This is a genomic window from Candidatus Aeolococcus gillhamiae, from assembly GCF_016464765.1.
Lineage (GTDB): Bacteria > Chloroflexota > Dormibacteria > Aeolococcales > Aeolococcaceae > Aeolococcus > Aeolococcus gillhamiae.
On sequence record NZ_JAEKNS010000081.1, the window covers coordinates 1 to 17,636 of the forward strand.

The following is a 17,636-nucleotide window of genomic DNA, read 5'->3' on the forward strand; positions in this document are numbered from 1 at the left end:
GGGGGGGGGCCCCTTCCCCTTTTCAGAGGGGCGACGCGCCCCTCTCGCTCCGCCGGGAGAGCCGGCTGCGCTCCCTCCCCACTCGGCGCTACTCCGCGCCGGCTCGCTGCGCTCGCTTGTCGCTTGCAAATGTCGTCGGCGCAGGCGAATTCATTTCGCCGCAGCTGACACCGCTGCATGGGGGTGTCCGAGGGGGGAACGGAGTTCCCCCTTCGCCACTAGAGGTTGAAGCGGAAATGGACGACGTCTCCGTCTTTGACGAGATAGTCCTTTCCCTCGAGGCGTTGCTTGCCCTGCTCTCGGAGGGCGTTGTATGAGCCGGCCGCGAGCAGGTCCTCGGCGTCGCTGACCTCGGCGCGGATGAAGCCCTTGGCGAAATCCGTATGGATGGTGGCGGCGGCGTCGAGCGCGGTGAGCCCGCGACGGAGCTGCCAGGCGCGTACCTCCTTCTCGCCGGCGGTGAAAAAGGTGATCAGGTCGAGGAGCCGGTAAGCGTGGCGGGCAAGCAGATCGAGGCCCGGCTCGGCGATGCCGAGGTCGGCGAGAAAGGCGCCGCGGTCCGCCGGCTCGAGCTCGGCCAGCTCCGCCTCGATGCGCGCGGAGATGACCACCACGTCGCCGCCACTCTGTCCGGCGCGACCGCGTACGGCGGCCGACGGCTCGGCGACCGCGGCGCCCTCGGCCACGTTGACCACTACGACCATGGGATTGGCGGTGAGCAGCCAGAGGTCGTGCAGGATTGCGCGTTCGGCAGCGTTCAACTGCATGGTGCGCACCGGCGCACCGCCGTCGAGGTGGTCGCGCACCCGCTGAAGCACCGCGACGGTCTCCGTTGCCTTCTCCTTCTGCAGGCGCACCGTCTTCTCCACCTTCTCGAGCCGTTTGGTGACCGTCTCGAGATCGGCGAGCTGCAGCTCGAGCTCGATGACGTCGATGTCTCGCACCGGGTCGACGCTGCCCTCGACGTGGGTGATGTCGGTGTCCTCGAAGTCGCGCACCACCAGGGCGATGGCAGAGCCCTCGCGGATGTGGCCGAGGAACTTGTTGCCGAGGCCCTCGCCGCGACTGGCGCCGCGCACCAGGCCGGCGATGTCGGTGAACGTGACCATCGCGGGGATCACCTTGGGGGGATGGAACAGCTCGGCGAGCCGGTCCAGCCGCGTGTCGGGCACGGGGACCATGCCGGTGTTCGGTTCGATGGTGGTGAAGGGATAGTTGCCCACCGCCGCGCCTGCCCTGGTCAGCGCGTTGAAGAGCGTCGACTTGCCCGCGTTGGGCAGGCCGACGATGCCCACCGAGAGACTCATCGCAGCGGCGGCCTCACAGCAGCTCCAGCTCGAAGGCGCGGTGCAGCGCGCGCACAGCGTCTTCGACCCGGGCGCGGTCGATGATGCAGGTGACCCGGATCTCGCCTGTGCTGATCATGCGGATGTTGATCGCCTGCTCGGCGAGCGCCTCGCAGATGCGCGCGAACACCCCTGGTGCGCCGAGGATTCCCGACCCCACCACGGTCACCTTGGCGATGTCGCGGTCGGCGTCGTAGCCGTCGGCTCCCACCTCGCCCACCACGCGCTCCAGCACCGCTTGGGCGCGGGCCAGCTCGGACTCGGCCAGCGTGAACGAGAGGTCGGTGTGACCCGAGTGACTGACGTTCTGGACGACGATGTCGATGTTGATGTGCGCCTCGCCGAGCGGACCGAAGACGGCGGCGGCGATCCCGGGACGATCGGGCACGCCCAACAGCGTCACCTTGGCGACGTCGGTTTCGTGTGCGATGCCACGGACCTTGGGGCGGTCTTCCATGTCCTGCTGCCTGTGGATGAGCGTGCCGGGTGACTCGGTGAATGCGGATCGCACCCGGATCGGCATGGAGTATGCCTCGCCGATCTCGACGGCCCGCGGATGCATGACCGTGGCGCCGGCGGAGGCGAGCTCGAGCATCTCGTCGTAGCCGATCTCCGCCATCGGGCGCGCATCGCTCACCACGCGGGGGTCGGCGCTGTGGATGCCGGTAACGTCGGTGAAGATCTCGCACTCGTGCGCGTGAAGCGCCACCGCCAGGGCGACCGCGGTGGTGTCAGAGCCGCCCCGGCCGAGGGTGGTGATGTCGAGCTGGTCGGTGGCTCCCTGGAACCCGGCCACGATCACCACCCTGCCGGCGGCGAGCTGATCGATGACGCGCTCGGGAACGATGTCGGTGATGCGCGCGCTGCGGTGGGCGCCACTGGTGCGGATGCCCGCCTGCATCCCGGTCAGCGAGACAGCGTCGACGCCGCGTGCGTGCAGCGCCATGGCGAGCAGCGGAGCGGTCACCGTCTCGCCGGTGCTCAGCAGCATGTCCATCTCGCGCGACGGCGGATCGTTGTCGAGCTGGTGAGCGAGCGCGGTTAGCTCGTCGGTGGTGTCACCCATCGCGCTGACCACTACAACAACGCGGTCGGCGCGGCGCCGCGTGGCCGCCACGCGCTGGGCGACGGCGCGCAGCCGCTCGATGCCGGCGACACTGCTGCCGCCGTACTTCTGGACCACGGTCACGCGCGCACCTCAACGCGGGCGCCGAAGTTGCGCGGCCGCACGGTGAGCGCCGTTCCGGGCATCGTCAGCAGCTCGGCAGTCGCCTCCATCGCGGCGCTGACCGGTTGCGGATCGCGTGAGCACAGGGCGAGCACGGACGGGCCCGCGCCGGCGAGACACGCACCATCCGCCCCGGCGTCGTACGCCGCCTCGATGAGCACGCCCGTTGCCGGCAGCAGCGCGGCTCGGTGTGGCTGATGCCAGCGGTCGTCCATCGCCTCGCGCAGGGCCGCGTAATCGCGCAGCGTCACGGCGCGTACCAGCAGCGCGCAGCGCGCGGCGTTGAAGATGGCGTCCTCGCGCGAGAACTCGCGAGGCACGACCTCGCGGGCTTCCCGTGTGGTGAGGCGCTCGTCGGGGGTGAAGATCACCGCGTGCATCTCGTCCGGTGCGTCGATACGCTGGACCGACGCCCCCGGGGCGCAGATCACCAGGCCGCCGAGCAGTGCCGCAGCCAGGTTGTCGAGGTGACCCTCGAAACCGGCAGCGCAGCCGAGGATGTCCCGCTCGTCCCAGGCGGCGCGATGCAGTGCCACCGCCACGAGCACGCCGCTCAGCGTCGCCGCCGCGCTCGACCCCATCCCGGCGGCGACCGGGATGGCGTTGGCGCAGTGGAGCCGCACGCCTCGCTGGGCTTCCGGGATGTCGAGGCGCGTGCACGCCTCGTTGTAGGCCCGCGCGACCAGGTTGTAGTCCGGGTCCAGCAGCTCGGGGACATCTCCGACGTCGTCCACCTCGATGGCGATCGTGCCCTCTTCGGTCGCGGTGGCGACCACCTCGTTCTGCACCTGCAGCGCCAGCGCCAGCATGTCGAAGCCGGGGCCGAGATTGGCGACGCTGGCGGGGACGCGCACGGTCGCCCGCATCACAGACCGAGCGCCGCTGCCAGCGAGGCGGCGTCGCCCTCTATGGTGGTGGGAGCGGCCAGTCCCTGCGCGGCGGTCGCCGCGTCCTTGAGCCCGTTGCCGGTGAGCACGCAGACAACCGCGCTGCCGCGGGCAACCGTGCCGTCGCGGACTGCGGCACGCAGCACCGCCAGTGAGGCCGCCGACGCCGGCTCGCAGAAAACACCCTCGACGTCGGCGAGGTCGCGCTGCGCCGCGAGGATGTCCTCGTCCTCGACGGCGAGGATGGCGCCCTCGGACTCGTCCCGCGCCTGGGTGGCTCCCTGCCACGACGCCGGGTTGCCGATCCGGATCGCGCTCGCCACGGTCTCCGGCTCCGCGACCGGCTCGCCTCGCACCAGCGGCGCCGCGCCCGCGGCCTGTCCGCCGAGCATGCGCGGCAGGCGCGAGCACAGCCCGTCGCGGTGGTACTCGCGGAAGCCGCGCCAGTAGGCGGTGATGTTGCCGGCGTTGCCGACCGGGATGGCGAGCACCTCGGGCGCGTCACCGAGCTCGTCGACGATCTCGAAGGCGGCCGTCTTCTGCCCCTCGATGCGGTGCGGGTTGACCGAGTTCACCAGGGTCACCCGTGGATCGACGGCCAGTTCGCGGACAGCATCCAGGGCCCGGTCGAAGTTGCCGGGGACGGCCAGGACGTCGGCGCCGTGCACCTGCGCCTGCACCAGCTTGCCGGCGGCGATGGCGCCCGCGGGGATCACCACCACCGTACGCAGGCCAAACCGCGCGCCGTAGGCCGCCGCCGACGCAGAGGTGTTGCCCGTGCTTGCGCAGATGAGCGTGCGACTGCCCGCCTCCAGCGCACGGGCCACGGCCACCACCATCCCGCGGTCTTTAAAGGAGCCGGTCGGATTGAGGCCCTCCACCTTGAGGTGCAGCGAGCCCAGGCCCAGCTGCTCGCAGAGGCGCGGCGCGGGCACACACGGGGTCTCGCCCTCGAACAGAGTGATCCGCGGGGTCGACTCGGTGATCGGGAGCCTGCCGGCGTAGCGGGCGATGACACCCTGCCTGATCGGCGTCACGACGGTCGCACGCAGTCCATCACGGTGGCCACCTCGTCCACCACGGCGAGGGAATCGACGGTCTCGACGGCGCGGGCGAGCATGTCGCGCGCGACCACGCCGGTGCGCAGAGCCAGCTCCTGGTCCGCTCCCATCGCCGGTTGCGTGAGCGCGGATGCCTCCACGGAAATGCCCCGATCCTCGAGCGCCTGGATCACGAGCTGCGCCGCATCGGCGACGGGGTGCAGGCGGACACGGACGTAACCGGCCCGCTCCACCGCGCCATCGTCGCCGATGGCCGGTGAGGAGGCGGGCACCGGCGGAGCCTGGCTCGGGGCCAGGACCGTGGCGACGATGTCCGACACCACGGCGCTGGCGGTGCTGTCGCCACCGGCGCCGAGCCCACCGACCATCACGTGGCCGGCGAGGTCAGAGGTCACCACCAGTGCGTTCTCGGAGTCGTCGATGCCGTGCAGCGGGTGGCCGTCGAGAACGAGCGTGGGTCGCACCGACATGGTCACCGTCTCGCCCTCGCGCTGCGCTAGGGCCACCAGCTTGACGCTGCCGCCGAGCAGCGCAGCGCAGTCGATGTCCTGCGCTGTGACGCCGCCGATGCCGACGGTGACCACGTCGTCCATGGTGAGCGGCGCGTCGAAGGCCAGCCGGCTGAGCAGCAACAGCTTGGCGGCGGCGTCATGGCCGTCGACGTCAGCGGAAGGGTCGGCTTCGGCGAAACCGCGCTGCTGCGCGTCGGCGAGGGCCTCGGCGAGCGTGGCGCCCTGCTTCTCCATGCCGGTGAGGATGACGTTGGTGGTGCCGTTGATGATCATCTCGAGGCCGCTCACGCGGTCGCCGCGTAGGCTGTCGCGCAACAGCGCGACCACGGGCAGGCCGGCACCGACGGCGGCCTCGTAGCGCAGCGACACCCTGTTCTCCCTGGCGAGCGCCGCCAGTTCGAGGCCGTGCGCGGCCAGTGCAGCCTTGTTGGCGGTGACCACCGGCTTGCCGGCGCGGAGCGCGCGGTCCATGAGCGCGCTGGCGCGATCGATCCCGCCCATGGCCTCGACGACAACCTCGACGGCAGGGTCGTCCACCAGGGCCTCCGCGTCCCCGTCGAGCTGGACGCGGGGCAGGTCGAGGTCGCGGGGGCGGCCCGGGTCGCGGACGGCGACGCGGCGCAGGACCGGCGTCGACCCGGCGCGGCGGCGGAGCAGCTCCCACTGGTCGATGAGCCGCCGCGCCACGGCGGTGCCCACGGTGCCCAACCCGATCATTCCGATTCCAAACTGCGCCATCGCGGCCGGAGTCTAGATGGGCGAGGGACGAGGACCCGCCGCGGCTCCGTCGCGCAGCGACAGCGGCGCAGGCGGCCCGAGGAGTGGGGTGATCAGGTCGAATTCATTTCGACCTGATGAGGGGCGGGGATCTGCCCCGCCCTGTCATAGAAGGTGCCGCTTCCAGGCGACGAGGACAGCCGCGGCTCGGTCGCGGCAGCCGAGCTTGGTGAAGATCTTGCTGACGTGGGTCTTGACGGTGTTCTCGCTCACATACAGGGCGGTGGCGATCTGGCCGTTGTTGTGGCCGTCCGCCATGAGGCGGAGGACCTCGAGCTCGCGGCCGGTCAGGCCGCCGTCGTCCTTGGCGGCGTCGACCATGTCCGGGTCCAGCAGCGACTCCCCCGCAGCCACCGCGCGGATGGCTCCGGCGAGCTCCTCGCGAGACGAGTCCTTGAGAAGGTATCCACGGGCTCCGGCGCGCAGTGACGGGAAGATGTAGTCCTCGTTCCGGTACGTGGTGAGCACGATCACCCGGGCCTCGGGGTCGTCGGCACGGATGCGCCGCAACGCCTCAATGCCGTCGAGGACGGGCATCTGCACGTCCAGCAGCGTGATGTCGGGGTGGTCCCGCCTGGCCATCATGACCGCCTCCTCGCCGTCGGCCGCGCGGGCGACGACCACGATGTCATCCTCGAGCTCGAGCATCGTGCACAGGCCCTGGCGCACCACCGGGTGGTCGTCGGCGACCAGCACACGGATCATGCCGTGGCCGCCGCTTCCCGTGGCTCGAGAGGCACGCGCATGGAGATGGTGGTGCCGCCGGCGGGCCGGCTGGTGACCTCGAACTCCGCGCCGATGAGCCGGGCGCGCTCGAGCATCCCCACCAGACCGAAGCTGTCGGCGGGCGCCGCGGACATGCCCTCGATGGCCGCGTCGAAGCCGGAGCCGTCGTCGCTCACGGTGAGCGTCAGCTCCTCGTCGGAGGCGCGCAACTCGACATCGACGTGGCTCGCGCCGCTGTGCTGCCCGGCGTTGGCCAGGGCCTCCTGGAGGATGCGGAACACGGCCACCTCCGCCTGCGGCGCCAGTGCCAGGTGGCGGGGTACGCCGTCGTTGCGGACGGTCACGACCATGCCGGATCGGCTGCCGAACCGGTCGGCCTCCAGCGACACCGCAGCCGTGAGACCTGCTGCCTCGAGCGGCATGGGGCGCAGGTTCCACACGCTGCGACGGGCCTCCTGCAGCGCGAGGCGCGCCTGCTCACGGGCGGCGACGATGAGGTTGCGGGCGCGCTCGCCGTCCTTGCGGCTCTGCAGCGCCTCGGCCGCCTCGAGCTGCAGCACGATGCCGGTGAGCTGCTGGGCCAGCGTGTCGTGGATCTCGCGGGCGAGCCTGGTGCGCTCCTCGAGGACCGCGAGCTCGCGTCCCTCGGCGGCGAACTCCGCGGTGCGCAGCGCCAGGCCGACCTGGTCGGCAACGGCGCCGAGCAGGATGCGGATGCGCTTGGGCACCTCCACCGACATCGGCACCACTGCGGCGAGCGCCCCCAGGGGCGGACCGCCGGCGGCGACCGGGATGGCCACCAGCCGTTCCGCACCGGCTATGGTGATGGTCATAGAGTTCGTCTCCAGCGCCGTGGCCACCGCGGTGGCCAGCGTTGCCCGCGCGTCGCCGAGGCGGGCAGGGTGATGGGTCACCAGGTACGGCTCGGCCTCGCGCATCGTGTAGCCGGCGGCGGCCGAGACGGGCAGGATCACCCGGATCGCCTCGACCGCCCCGTTGAGGAGCTCGGCGGGGTCGAGCGAGCGGGTCAGCGTCGCGGCCAGCGCGTTGAGTGCGACCAACTCCTCGTTGCGGTCGCGCAACTCCTCCGTGCGCTGAGCCACGCGTCCTTCGAGCTCGTGGGCGGCAGCCAGGAGGGCCTCGCGAGAGGTGTTGATCTCGCGACGCATGCGCTCCAGGGCCTCGCTGAGCAGGCCCACCTCATCCTCGCCCTGGTGCGGGACCGGCTCGTCAGTGTGCCCCTGGGCGAGCCGTTCGGCCGACATGGTGAGCGCGCGTACCGGCCCGACGAGGCGGCGCGAGACGAGCGCCGACAGCACCACCGCGATGATGCCGAGCACCACGGCAAGCGGCAGGACCTGGAGGATGAGGATGCGGCGGACGCCGCTACGAATGCCGTCGCCGAGCGACGCGGCAGCGGGGGCGAGCTCACGATCGGGCACGACACTGGCGAGGGTCCAGCGCGGGCCCGCGACAGGCGCCGTGAAGAGGTCCTTGGCCACCCCGTGCAGGGGGGTCTTCAGCACCTGGGGCTGCTGCCGGAGCAAGGCGTTGGAGGAGACCCCGGGAACGCGCGCCGGGGTTCCCTCGTACCCGCTGGGCAGCGACAGATCGGTACTCGCCCCCGCCCCCGCACTGAGCCATCGCCCGCTCGGGCTGAGCAGCACCTGGTAGGTGTCGGGCAGCGTCGACAGCGGCGCGGGCAGCAGCGCGGCGACCGCGGCGCTGGGCAGCTCAGCCCCGATGAAGTAGTCGTGTGTGGCAAGCCCGGTCCACACGGTCACCGACGTCCCAGTGCCGAACGCGGCGGTGTCGATGTCGCTCCACGCGGGACCGATCGGTCCACGCGAGGTCTGCGACAGGCCACCGCCTGCTCCGCCGGCGGGGATCGGCTCCACGCGGGGGAAGGCCGCCCCGAACTGGCGATCGAGGAGATGGACGGGGTCGATGCGCTGGGTGGTCACCAGGCCCGCCACCGTCTGGGCATCTGTGACCGGCACCTCGGTGATCGAAGCGGCTGGGCTGTTGTAGAGCCACAGCGCGCTGAGCTCGGGGTGGCGCTTGAGGACGGCGTCCAGCGCGCTGGCGACCGCCGCCCGGTTGGCCCCAAGGGGGTCCGCCACCTTCCCGTCCGGGGTCAGAAGTCTGCTCGTCGACCCCACCAGCGTGGCCACCGGCGGATTGTCGGTGGTGAGCAGTCGCGCCCCGCCAGGGAGCACCTGGGCGGGCTCACCGGAGGGTTTGGCGCCGCGTAGCAGCGCATCGACCGTGCCGGCCAGCTGGGCGACCTCGCCGCCGAAGGCGTCGAGGCGGGCTTGGACGGTGGCTGCGGCATCGGTCGCCGCGCTGCTCTCTCGCTGCTGCGCCTCGGCGACGATGGTCTGGTGGGCCTCGTCCACTGTGGTCTGGTTGACGGCGGTGAGGTCGGCGCCGACCAGAGCGGTGAGGGCCGCCAGCGGCAGCAGAGCCACCGCGAGCATGGCGACGAGGATGCGCCGGTTGAGCCGGCGCGATCGCGACCGACGACCGAGGGAGCCGAACATGGGCGGGAGCCAAGTATACCGGCGCCCTCGCACCGGCCCGATAAAATCATCCCAGTGGGTGATGGTCGCCGTGTTCGGCCGGTGTCAGAATGCGGCCCCTAGCCGCCTCTATGGTCGGCGTCAGATTTGGCGCGGGTGGGAGAGCCCGCCGGGAGATGTGGATGAAATATCGCCGGATAGGTTTGGCGCTGGTCGTGCCCGCGCTGGTTGCCACCGCCTGTGGTAGTGGTAGCTCGAGCTCCTCGACCGGAGCGGCGCTGGCGGCCACTCAGCAGCTTCGGTTCCCGATCACCGACGACATCAAGTACCTGGATCCCGGCCATGTCTCGACCGCGGTCGACATCGCCTTCGTCCAGAACACATTCGGCGGGCTCTATCGCTTCGACGACAACCTCAAGGAAGTGCCGTACATCGCCACCGCCATGCCGGACATCTCCTCGGATGGACTGACCTACACGTTCCACATGCGCCACGACGTCAAGTTCTCAAACGGTGACCCGGTCACCTCGGCCGACGTCCTCTACAGCTGGAACCGCGCCGCCCGGCTCAACGACAGCTACGGCATCGTCTTCCAGCCGGTCGAGGGGTACACCGCGGTGGCTCCGAGCAAGGGCAATCCCACCGCCACCACCCTGTCCGGGCTCAGCGCTCCAGACCAGTACACCGTCAAGGCCAAGCTCACCTTGCCGGCCGGGTACTGGCTCACCGAGGTGGCGCTCTGGACGGCGGACGTCGTTGACCAGAAGGTCATCCCCAACGACACCGACAAGACCTGGTGGACCAACCCCGCCACGGCGATCGGCACCGGGCCGTTCAAGCTGACGGCGTACGTGCCCAAGGACCACCTGTCCTTCGCCAACGTGCCCAACTGGTGGGGCGGCAGCACCGGCCACCTGACCGACATCGAGGCGACCATCCTCGCCGACCAGGGGAGCCAGGTCACCAAGTACCAGAACGGCGGCTTCGACATGATCGGCCCGGCGGACAACTACCCACCGCTCGACGCGGTCCGCAACTTCCAGGCCAATTCGGCGACGAAGAACCAGTTCGTCAACATTCCCGGCGGACGCAGCACCTGGGTGGGCTTCAACTTCAGCACCGGCCCGTTCGCACCGGCTGGAGGCAACATCGACGACCCGATCGCATTGGCCGGACGTCGCGCCTTCAGTGAGGCGATCGACCGCACTCAGCTGGTCACCGTGGCCTGCGGCCCGGGTGGGATCGTCTGCAAGCCGGCCACCGGTGGCGTCATTCCCAAGGGCTTGGACGGCTACCTCGGCGACGGAGCGGACACGAGTTCGGCCTTCGACGCGACTAAGGCCAAGGCTGACCTGCAGACGTGGGATCCCAACGGCACCAAGCGGGTCGGTCTGCAGTACTGGTACAACACCACGACCAGCAACAAGGCCATCGCCGACAACCTGCAGTCGCAGTGGCAGACCAACCTCGGCGTCCACGTCGACACGCAGCACACGGACTTCTCAACGTTCCTGACCGCCCGTCAGGACAAGAAGTACACCCTGTTCCGTGACAGCTGGGGCGCCGACTACAACAACCCGCAGGACTGGTTCGACAACATCTTCATCTGCTCGCAGGCCGCGGTCGGCCTCGGCAACAACGACGGCATCTGCGATCAGCGCATCGATACCCCGGTGAAGAAGGCTGAAGGCGAGACGGGGAGTCAGGCGATCACTGACTTCACCACCGCCAACAAGCAGCTGGTCACGGACTACGCTGCCGCAGTGCTCGAGTACGGGGCAAACCAGTACTTCATCAAGCCATACGTGCAGGGTGGCGGAGGCAACGCGCTCTACGACAACTCCTGGACGAGCATCAGCATCGCCGCTCACTAGACACAGGCACTCCGAACCCCAACAACGGGGAATCGGCCGAGTATCATCCGGGGAGCCCGCCGAAGTGGCGGGCTCCCCGACCGTCATTTCCTCCTTTTGGGCGAGGAGACCCAAGTGACCAGAGGCACAGCCATCTACGCCGCCAAGCGGCTCCTGCTGGTGCTTGGCACGGCGCTCATCGTCTCCTCGGTGACCTTCCTCCTGGTGCACTCCCTGGCCGGAACACCGTTCACCTGCGAGAAGAACCCCGCCAGTTGCGCCCACGAGAACGCCACCCACGGTCTCAACGACCCACTCTTCGTCCAGTACCGGACCTTCATGTGGAACCTGTTCCGCGGCGACCTGGGCTACTCATACGTCAATCAGGGTGCGCAGGTCACCCCGTTGCTGCTGCGCGAGGCGGGCAACAGCCTCACCCTCGGTCTCTTCGCCGTAGTGGTCACCATCGTGGTCGGCTTGGCCGTCGGGATCACCGCGGCCATCAAGCAGAACAGCTGGGTCGACTACATGCTGTCCAGCTTCGTCGTCTTCGGGTACAGCGTGCCGAGCTTCGTGCTCGCCACCTTTCTCATCATCCTGACTGGCATCCTCCTGCCCAACTGGGCAAACAGCATCGGTTGGGGAGCACCCGAGCAGATTCCCATCCCGGCGATCGCGCTCGGGTTGCCGTACGCAGCGATCGTGGCCAGGCTGGTCCGCGCCAGCATGCTCGACGTGGTCCGACAGGACTACGTGCGCACAGCCTGGGCCAAGGGCCTGAGCTCACGGGTGGTGATCATTCGCCACGCGCTGCGCAACGCGCTGATCCCGGTGATCACCATCGGCGGACCCCTGGTCACCGGCATCATCACCGGCTCGGTGGTCATCGAGTACATTTTCGGTGTGCCCGGGTTGGGAAAGGAGTTCGTGAACTCGATCACCACCCGCGACTACGGCATCGTCGTGGGGCTGTACACCTTCTACGCGGTGCTTGTCGGCCTGGCCAACCTGTTCGTCGACCTCCTCTACCCGGTCCTTGACCCGAGGATTCGCTACACATGACGACCATCACCACCGGCCTGAACATGGGAGGTCCCATCGCACCTCCGGGAACCCCCGAGCCAATCGACTACTCCATCGCGCCCGAGCAGGTCAGCCTGTGGCAGGACGCATGGCGCCGCTTCCGCCGCAACAAGCTCTCCATTGCGGGGATGGTCGTCTTCTTCCTGGTGGTCATCATGGCCATCGTCAGCATCTTCTGGACGCCATACAGCATCTACTCGCAGGGCCTCGGAGACATCACCGACCCGCTCAGCCTGAAACACCCCTTCGGCGTCGACGCCTCCGGCCGAGACGTGTTGAGCTTCATCATGAAAGGAGCCCTTGTGGCCATCGAGGTGGGGTTGCTCACCGCGCTGGTCACCTCGATCGTGGGAATCGCCGCGGGGCTCATGGCAGGCTATTTCCGCGGCTGGGTCGACACGCTGATCAGCGGCATCACCTACATCGGGTACGGGATCCCCAATCTGCTGATCGCCTTCCTGATCCTGTTCATCACCAACCGGCCGAGCATCCTCAACGTCATCATCGCGCTCAGCGTGACCAGCTGGATGGACATGGCCCGGTTAGTGCGCGGCCAGACGCTGGCCCTGCGCGAGCGCGAATTCGTCGAAGCCGCTCGCGCCACCGGCACCAAGGACTTCAAGATCATGACCCGTCATGTTCTGCCCAATGCCCTGGGGCCGATCATCGTTCAGGCCACGTTCCTGATCCCGCAGGCGATCCTCTTCGAGGCATTCCTGAGCTACCTCGGGTTCGGCCTGCCCTCTCCCGACCCTTCCTGGGGCGCGTTGGTGTCGGACGGTCTCCAGGATCGTTTCCTCTCGTACCACACCATGCTCGTGCCCGCCTTCGCACTGCTGATCACATTGATGGCGATCAACTTCATCGGTGACGGCCTTCGCGACGCGCTCGACCCGAGGCAGAGGAAGTAGTGGCGGCTCTCCTCGAGGTAACGGGGCTCAAGACCCAGTTCTTCGTCCGCGACCAGGTGGTTCGTGCGGTCGACGGCATCGACTTCCGCGTCAACCGCGGTGAGACGGTGGGGATCGTCGGCGAGTCCGGATCGGGGAAGTCGATGACCGCGCTCTCGATCCTGCGCCTGGTGCCGGAGCCCGGCAAGATCGTCGAGGGCAGCATCAGCTTTGACGGGCGCGACGTGCTGGCCTTCGACGACGACGAGCTGCGCAAGTTCCGCGGCAACGACGTAGCCATGATCTTCCAGGACCCGATGTCGTCGCTCAACCCCGTGCTCAAGGCGGGCTTCCAGATCGAAGAAGCCATGAAGGCGCACGACCACTTCACCAAGGAGCAGGCCAAGGAGCGGGTGCCGCTGCTGCTCCGCCGCGTCCGCATCCCTGACGCGGAACGCCGCGCCAAGGAGTACCCCCACCAATTCTCCGGCGGCATGCGCCAGCGGATCATGATCGCCATGGGGCTGTCAAACGAGCCCGGCCTGCTCATTGCTGACGAGCCCACCACCGCGCTCGACGTCACCGTCCAGGCGCAGATCCTCGAACAGCTGCGTGACCTCAACCGCGAGCTCGGAACCGCGATCGTGCTGATCACCCACAACATGGCTGTCGTAGCCAGCATCTGCAGTTGGGTGGTGGTGATGTACGCGGGCCGGGTGGTGGAGCAGGGGCCGACGGAGGAGATCTTCCGTTCTCCGCAGCACCCCTACACGTGGTCGCTACTGCGGTCCATCCCGCGCATCGACGAGAAGCTCGGCGGGAAGCTGCTCACCATCACCGGGCTGCCCCCTGACCTCACCAACCTTCCCCCGGGCTGCAAGTTCCACCCGCGCTGCCGGTTCACCGTAGACAAGTGCTTCACCGAGGAGCCTGACCTGCTCACAGTCGGCCCGCAGCACGAGTCACGCTGCTGGGTGCAGATGAAGAACGTGCCCGACCCCGACTCCGACATGCGTGAGGCGCCGCTCGTGCCCGAGGGAGAAAGGGTAGATGCCCCAATCTGAGGCGGCCGCGCCGGCCTCGGCGTGGACCGCCGAGGCAGACGCCCTCGTCTCGCTGCGCGACGTCTACAAGCAGTTCCCCAGTGGTCGCCAGACGGTGCGCGCCGTGGACGGTGTGAGCCTCGACATCATCCAGGGCGAAACCCTCGGGCTGGTTGGCGAGTCCGGCTGCGGGAAGTCGACGCTGGGACGCGTGGTTACCCAGTTGCAGCCGGCGACGGCGGGCAGCATCTTCTTCGAGGGCAAGGACCTGGCGGCACTTCATGGCGAAGACCTGCGCCAGATGCGCCGTCGCGTCCAGATGATCTTCCAGGACCCGTACGGCTCGCTCAACCCGCGCATGACTGTCGGCAACATCATCGGCGAGCCGCTGGCCAACTTCGGGCTGGCCAAGGGCAAGGAGCGCGACAAGCAGGTGCAGGAGGTCATGCGCATCTGCGGGCTCAACCCCAACTTCAACAACCGCTACCCGCACGAGTTCAGCGGCGGGCAGCGGCAGCGCATCGGAATTGCGCGTTCGTTGATCCTGCGGCCCAGCTTCATCGTCGCCGACGAACCGATCTCAGCTCTCGACGTGTCCATCCAGGCACAGATCATCAACCTCCTCGAGCAACTCCAGGACGACTTCAACCTCACCTACCTGTTCATCGCGCACGACCTCTCAGTGGTGCGCCACCTCAGCGACCGGGTCGCGGTGATGTACCTCGGCGTCATCGTCGAGGTGGCCAACAGCCTCGAGCTGTACGACAACCCGCTGCACCCCTACACGACCGCGCTCCTGCAGTCGATCCCCGTTCCCGACCCGATGGTGGAGCGCGACCGCAAGCCGATCATCCTCATGGGCGAGATCCCCTCGCCGATCAACCCGCCCAGCGCGTGCCGCTTTCACACCCGCTGCCCGATCGCGCAGCCGATCTGCTCGGAGGTGCGACCCGACCTTGTCGACTACGGCAACGGCCACCTCGCCGCCTGCCACTTCGCCGGCAAGCTGCAGGGATCGCTGGCGGCGAAGGTTGCCGAGGAGAGCACCGAGGCGCTGCGCACCGCGATCGCCGGCGAGCTCGATGATGCGAGCAGCAACGGGGCGGAGCCCGTCACCTCGTAGCCGGTGCGGGACATAGCTGAGCGCGTCCTCGACGCCGCTCACGCCGCCGGCGCCGAGTACGCCGACTGCCGGGTGGTGGAGCGCACCACCGAGTCGGTGATCGTCAAGAACGGCCGCGTCAACAACGTCAGCCAGTTCGAGGACGCGGGCGTCGGGGTCCGCGTTCTCCTGGACGGCGCCTGGGGCTTCTGCGGCACCCAGCGCACCGACGCCGAGGGCCTCGAGGGAGCGGCTCGGCTGGCTGCCCGGATCGCCCGCGCGTCGGCACGGACGGCGGTGGCACGCGTTTGGCTGGCGCCGCAGCCCGCGGTGACCGCGACGTACGCGACCCCGCTCGAGATCGACCCGTTCAGCGTGTCGCTGGACCGCAAGATCGAGCTCCTGCTCGCTGCCGACGCGGCTATGGACGTCCCCGGGATCACCACCCGCATCGGCTCGCTCGGGGCTGTGCGGCACCACCAGCTCTTCGCCAGCAGCGAGGGCTCGCGCATCACCCAGACCATCGTGGAGGCCGGGGGCGGCCTGGACGCCACTGCCACCAGCCAGACGGAGGTGCAGTCGCGCAGCTTCCCGAACAGTTTCGGGCGCCAGCAGCTCACCGCCGGCTGGGAGGCGGTGGAGGCGATGGACCTCGCCGGCAACGCGCGCCGCATCGCCGAGGAGGCCGTGGCACTCCTCACGGCCGACCTCTGCCCGGAGGGGACGATGACGGTGATCCTCGACGCCACCCAGGCGGCGTTGCAGGTGCACGAGTCGTGCGGCCACCCCACTGAGCTGGACCGCGTGCTCGGTTTCGAGGCGGCGTTCGCGGGCACGTCGTTCCTGATGCCCGAGATGCTCGGCAGCTTCCGTTATGGCAGCGAGGCGGTGACCATCAGCGCCGACGCCACCAGCCCAGGCGGCCTGGGGACCTTCGGCTACGACGACGAGGGCGTGCCCGCCCAGCGAACCCTGCTCATCGACCAGGGCATGTTCACGGGCTACCTCAGCTCGCGCGAGACCGCGGCGCGCTTCGACATGCGCAGCGGCGGTACGGTGCGCGCCGAGAGCTGGAACCGCCTTCCGCTCATCCGCATGACCAATATCAACCTCGAACCGGGGACGTCGAGCCTCGAGGAGATGATCGCCACCACCGAACGCGGTGTGTTCCTCGAGACCAACCGCTCCTGGAGCATCGACGACCGCCGTCTCAACTTCCAGTTCGGCACCCAGAGCGGCTGGGAGATCCGTGATGGGCGGCGCGTGCGGCTGGTGCGCAACCCGCTGTACAGCGGCAGCACCCCGCAATTCTGGAACTCGTGCGACGCCGTCGCCGGGCCTGCGGAATGGGCCATGTACGGCGTGATCAACTGCGGCAAGGGTCAGCCTGGCCAGGTCATGCACGTCGGTCACGGCGCCGCGCCGTGCCGCTTCCGCAACGTCGCGGTGCGTCCCGCGTGAGCGACGAGCTCCGCACCCCCGACGAGCTACTCTCCATCGCCGACGGCGTGCTGGCGCGCGCGCCCACGGCAGCCGAGGTGGAGGTGACCGTCACCGAGACGGCGACCGCGCTCACCCGGTACGCCAACGGTGGCATCCATCAGAACGTCGCCGATCGCACGCTCGTGCTCCGCCTGCGGCTGGTGCGTGACGGGCGCTCCGGAGTCGCCGAGACGCAGGTCATCGGCGACGACGCCACCAGCGCGTTGGTCGAGGCCGCCGAGCTGATCCGCGCCCACTCGCCGGTGGGCGAACCCGTCCATCCCATCGCCCCCGATGGCGGCGTCGACACCGAGCACGGCTACAGCGCCGCCACTGCGGCAGTCACGCCCGAAGAACGCGCTGACACCGTCGGCGTCATCTGCACAGCTGCGGACAAGCTTGGCCAGAAGGGGTTCGGCACGTACGAGAACACCATCACCGCCGTCGCCATGGTCAGCAGCACCGGCCTGCGCCGCGCGGCACGGCGCAGCGAGGCCGAGCTGATCGCCGTCTGCCGCGGCGACGACGGCAGCGCCTACGGTGCCCGTTTCGCAGCCGACGCCACAGCCCTCGACGCCGGCGCGCTCGCGGCTGAGGTGAGCGAGCGGTGTGCTCGCAATCAGGGCGCTACCGCGCTAGATCCCGGCGTCTACGAGGTGGTGCTCTCACCGTACGCCACGGCCGAGATGCTCGAGTACCTCGGCCTCATCGGGCTCGGCGCCCTGGCTATGCTCGAGGAGCGCAGCTTCATGCGCTTCGGCGAGCACCTGATGAGCGAGACGGTGACCATCAGCGACGACGTGCGCCGCTCCGAGCTGGCCCCGCTGCCGTTCGACTGGGAGGGCGCGACGACACGGCCGGTCACCATCATCGACCGCGGCACCTGCGCGGCTGTTGTGCATGACTCGGTCACCGCCGCGCGCGCTCACGTCCCGACCACCGGGCACTCCTTCCCGCAGCCCAATAGCGACGGGCCGCTGCCACACTACCTCTGCCTCGACGGCGGCGACGGCGACGTGGAGTCGATGATCAACGCCTGCCGGCGCGGCCTGCTGATCACGCGCTTCTGGTACGTGCGCCCGGTGCATCCCCTCAAGACGACGATCACCGGCATGACCCGTGAC

At 69.1% G+C, this 17,636-nt stretch carries 14 protein-coding genes; 7 read left to right on the top strand and 7 right to left on the bottom strand.

What is annotated here, in order from left to right; all coding sequences use genetic code 11:
• Positions 1 to 218 precede the first annotated feature (218 nt).
• The 7 genes from ychF to JF886_RS08115 form a co-directional block, all read right to left on the bottom strand.
• Positions 219 to 1,307 (bottom strand): redox-regulated ATPase YchF, encoded by a 1,089-nt coding sequence (ychF, locus tag JF886_RS08085; protein WP_337311329.1) that lies wholly within the window; start codon positions 1,305 to 1,307, stop codon positions 219 to 221.
• A 13-nt stretch (positions 1,308 to 1,320) separates the two neighbouring features.
• Positions 1,321 to 2,535, bottom strand: a complete 1,215-nt coding sequence (locus JF886_RS08090; protein WP_337311331.1) for an aspartate kinase — start codon at positions 2,533 to 2,535, stop codon at positions 1,321 to 1,323.
• Entirely contained in the window at positions 2,532 to 3,428 is an 897-nt protein-coding gene (gene thrB / locus JF886_RS08095; protein WP_337311332.1) for a homoserine kinase, read from the bottom strand. Before thrB ends, JF886_RS08090 begins: the two co-directional genes overlap by 4 nt.
• Positions 3,429 to 3,439: 11 nt before the next feature.
• Positions 3,440 to 4,513 (bottom strand): threonine synthase, encoded by a 1,074-nt coding sequence (gene thrC, locus JF886_RS08100; RefSeq protein ID WP_337311354.1) that lies wholly within the window; start codon positions 4,511 to 4,513, stop codon positions 3,440 to 3,442.
• Positions 4,495 to 5,772 (bottom strand): homoserine dehydrogenase, encoded by a 1,278-nt coding sequence (locus tag JF886_RS08105; protein ID WP_337311334.1) that lies wholly within the window; start codon positions 5,770 to 5,772, stop codon positions 4,495 to 4,497. The genes thrC and JF886_RS08105 overlap by 19 nt, the downstream gene beginning before the upstream one ends.
• Before the next feature lie 144 nt (positions 5,773 to 5,916).
• Positions 5,917 to 6,516, bottom strand: a complete 600-nt coding sequence (locus JF886_RS08110) for a response regulator (RefSeq protein WP_337311336.1) — start codon at positions 6,514 to 6,516, stop codon at positions 5,917 to 5,919.
• Entirely contained in the window at positions 6,513 to 9,080 is a 2,568-nt protein-coding gene (locus JF886_RS08115) for a sensor histidine kinase (protein WP_337311338.1), read from the bottom strand. The genes JF886_RS08110 and JF886_RS08115 overlap by 4 nt, the downstream gene beginning before the upstream one ends.
• A 194-nt stretch (positions 9,081 to 9,274) precedes the next feature.
• Here JF886_RS08115 and JF886_RS08120 point away from each other — a divergent pair, with 194 nt between their 5' ends.
• The 7 genes from JF886_RS08120 to JF886_RS08150 all read left to right on the top strand — a co-directional run.
• Positions 9,275 to 10,933 (top strand): peptide ABC transporter substrate-binding protein, encoded by a 1,659-nt coding sequence (locus JF886_RS08120; protein WP_337311340.1) that lies wholly within the window; start codon positions 9,275 to 9,277, stop codon positions 10,931 to 10,933.
• Positions 10,934 to 11,047: 114 nt separating this feature from the next.
• On the top strand, positions 11,048 to 11,974 hold the full coding sequence (locus tag JF886_RS08125; RefSeq protein WP_337311342.1) for an ABC transporter permease: 927 nt from the start codon (positions 11,048 to 11,050) through the stop codon (positions 11,972 to 11,974).
• On the top strand, positions 11,971 to 12,906 hold the full coding sequence (locus tag JF886_RS08130; RefSeq protein ID WP_337311344.1) for an ABC transporter permease: 936 nt from the start codon (positions 11,971 to 11,973) through the stop codon (positions 12,904 to 12,906). Before JF886_RS08125 ends, JF886_RS08130 begins: the two co-directional genes overlap by 4 nt.
• Positions 12,906 to 13,949, top strand: a complete 1,044-nt coding sequence (locus JF886_RS08135; protein ID WP_337311346.1) for an ABC transporter ATP-binding protein — start codon at positions 12,906 to 12,908, stop codon at positions 13,947 to 13,949. The genes JF886_RS08130 and JF886_RS08135 overlap by 1 nt, the downstream gene beginning before the upstream one ends.
• Positions 13,936 to 15,051, top strand: coding sequence for an ABC transporter ATP-binding protein (locus tag JF886_RS08140; RefSeq protein WP_337311348.1), 1,116 nt, complete (start codon positions 13,936 to 13,938; stop codon positions 15,049 to 15,051). The genes JF886_RS08135 and JF886_RS08140 overlap by 14 nt, the downstream gene beginning before the upstream one ends.
• A 3-nt stretch (positions 15,052 to 15,054) precedes the next feature.
• A complete protein-coding gene (locus JF886_RS08145; protein WP_337311350.1) occupies positions 15,055 to 16,491 on the top strand; it encodes a TldD/PmbA family protein in 1,437 nt (478 codons plus the stop codon).
• The coding region (locus JF886_RS08150; RefSeq protein WP_337311352.1) for a metallopeptidase TldD-related protein at positions 16,488 to 17,636 on the top strand (1,149 nt) is incomplete at its 3' end. The genes JF886_RS08145 and JF886_RS08150, both read left to right, overlap by 4 nt.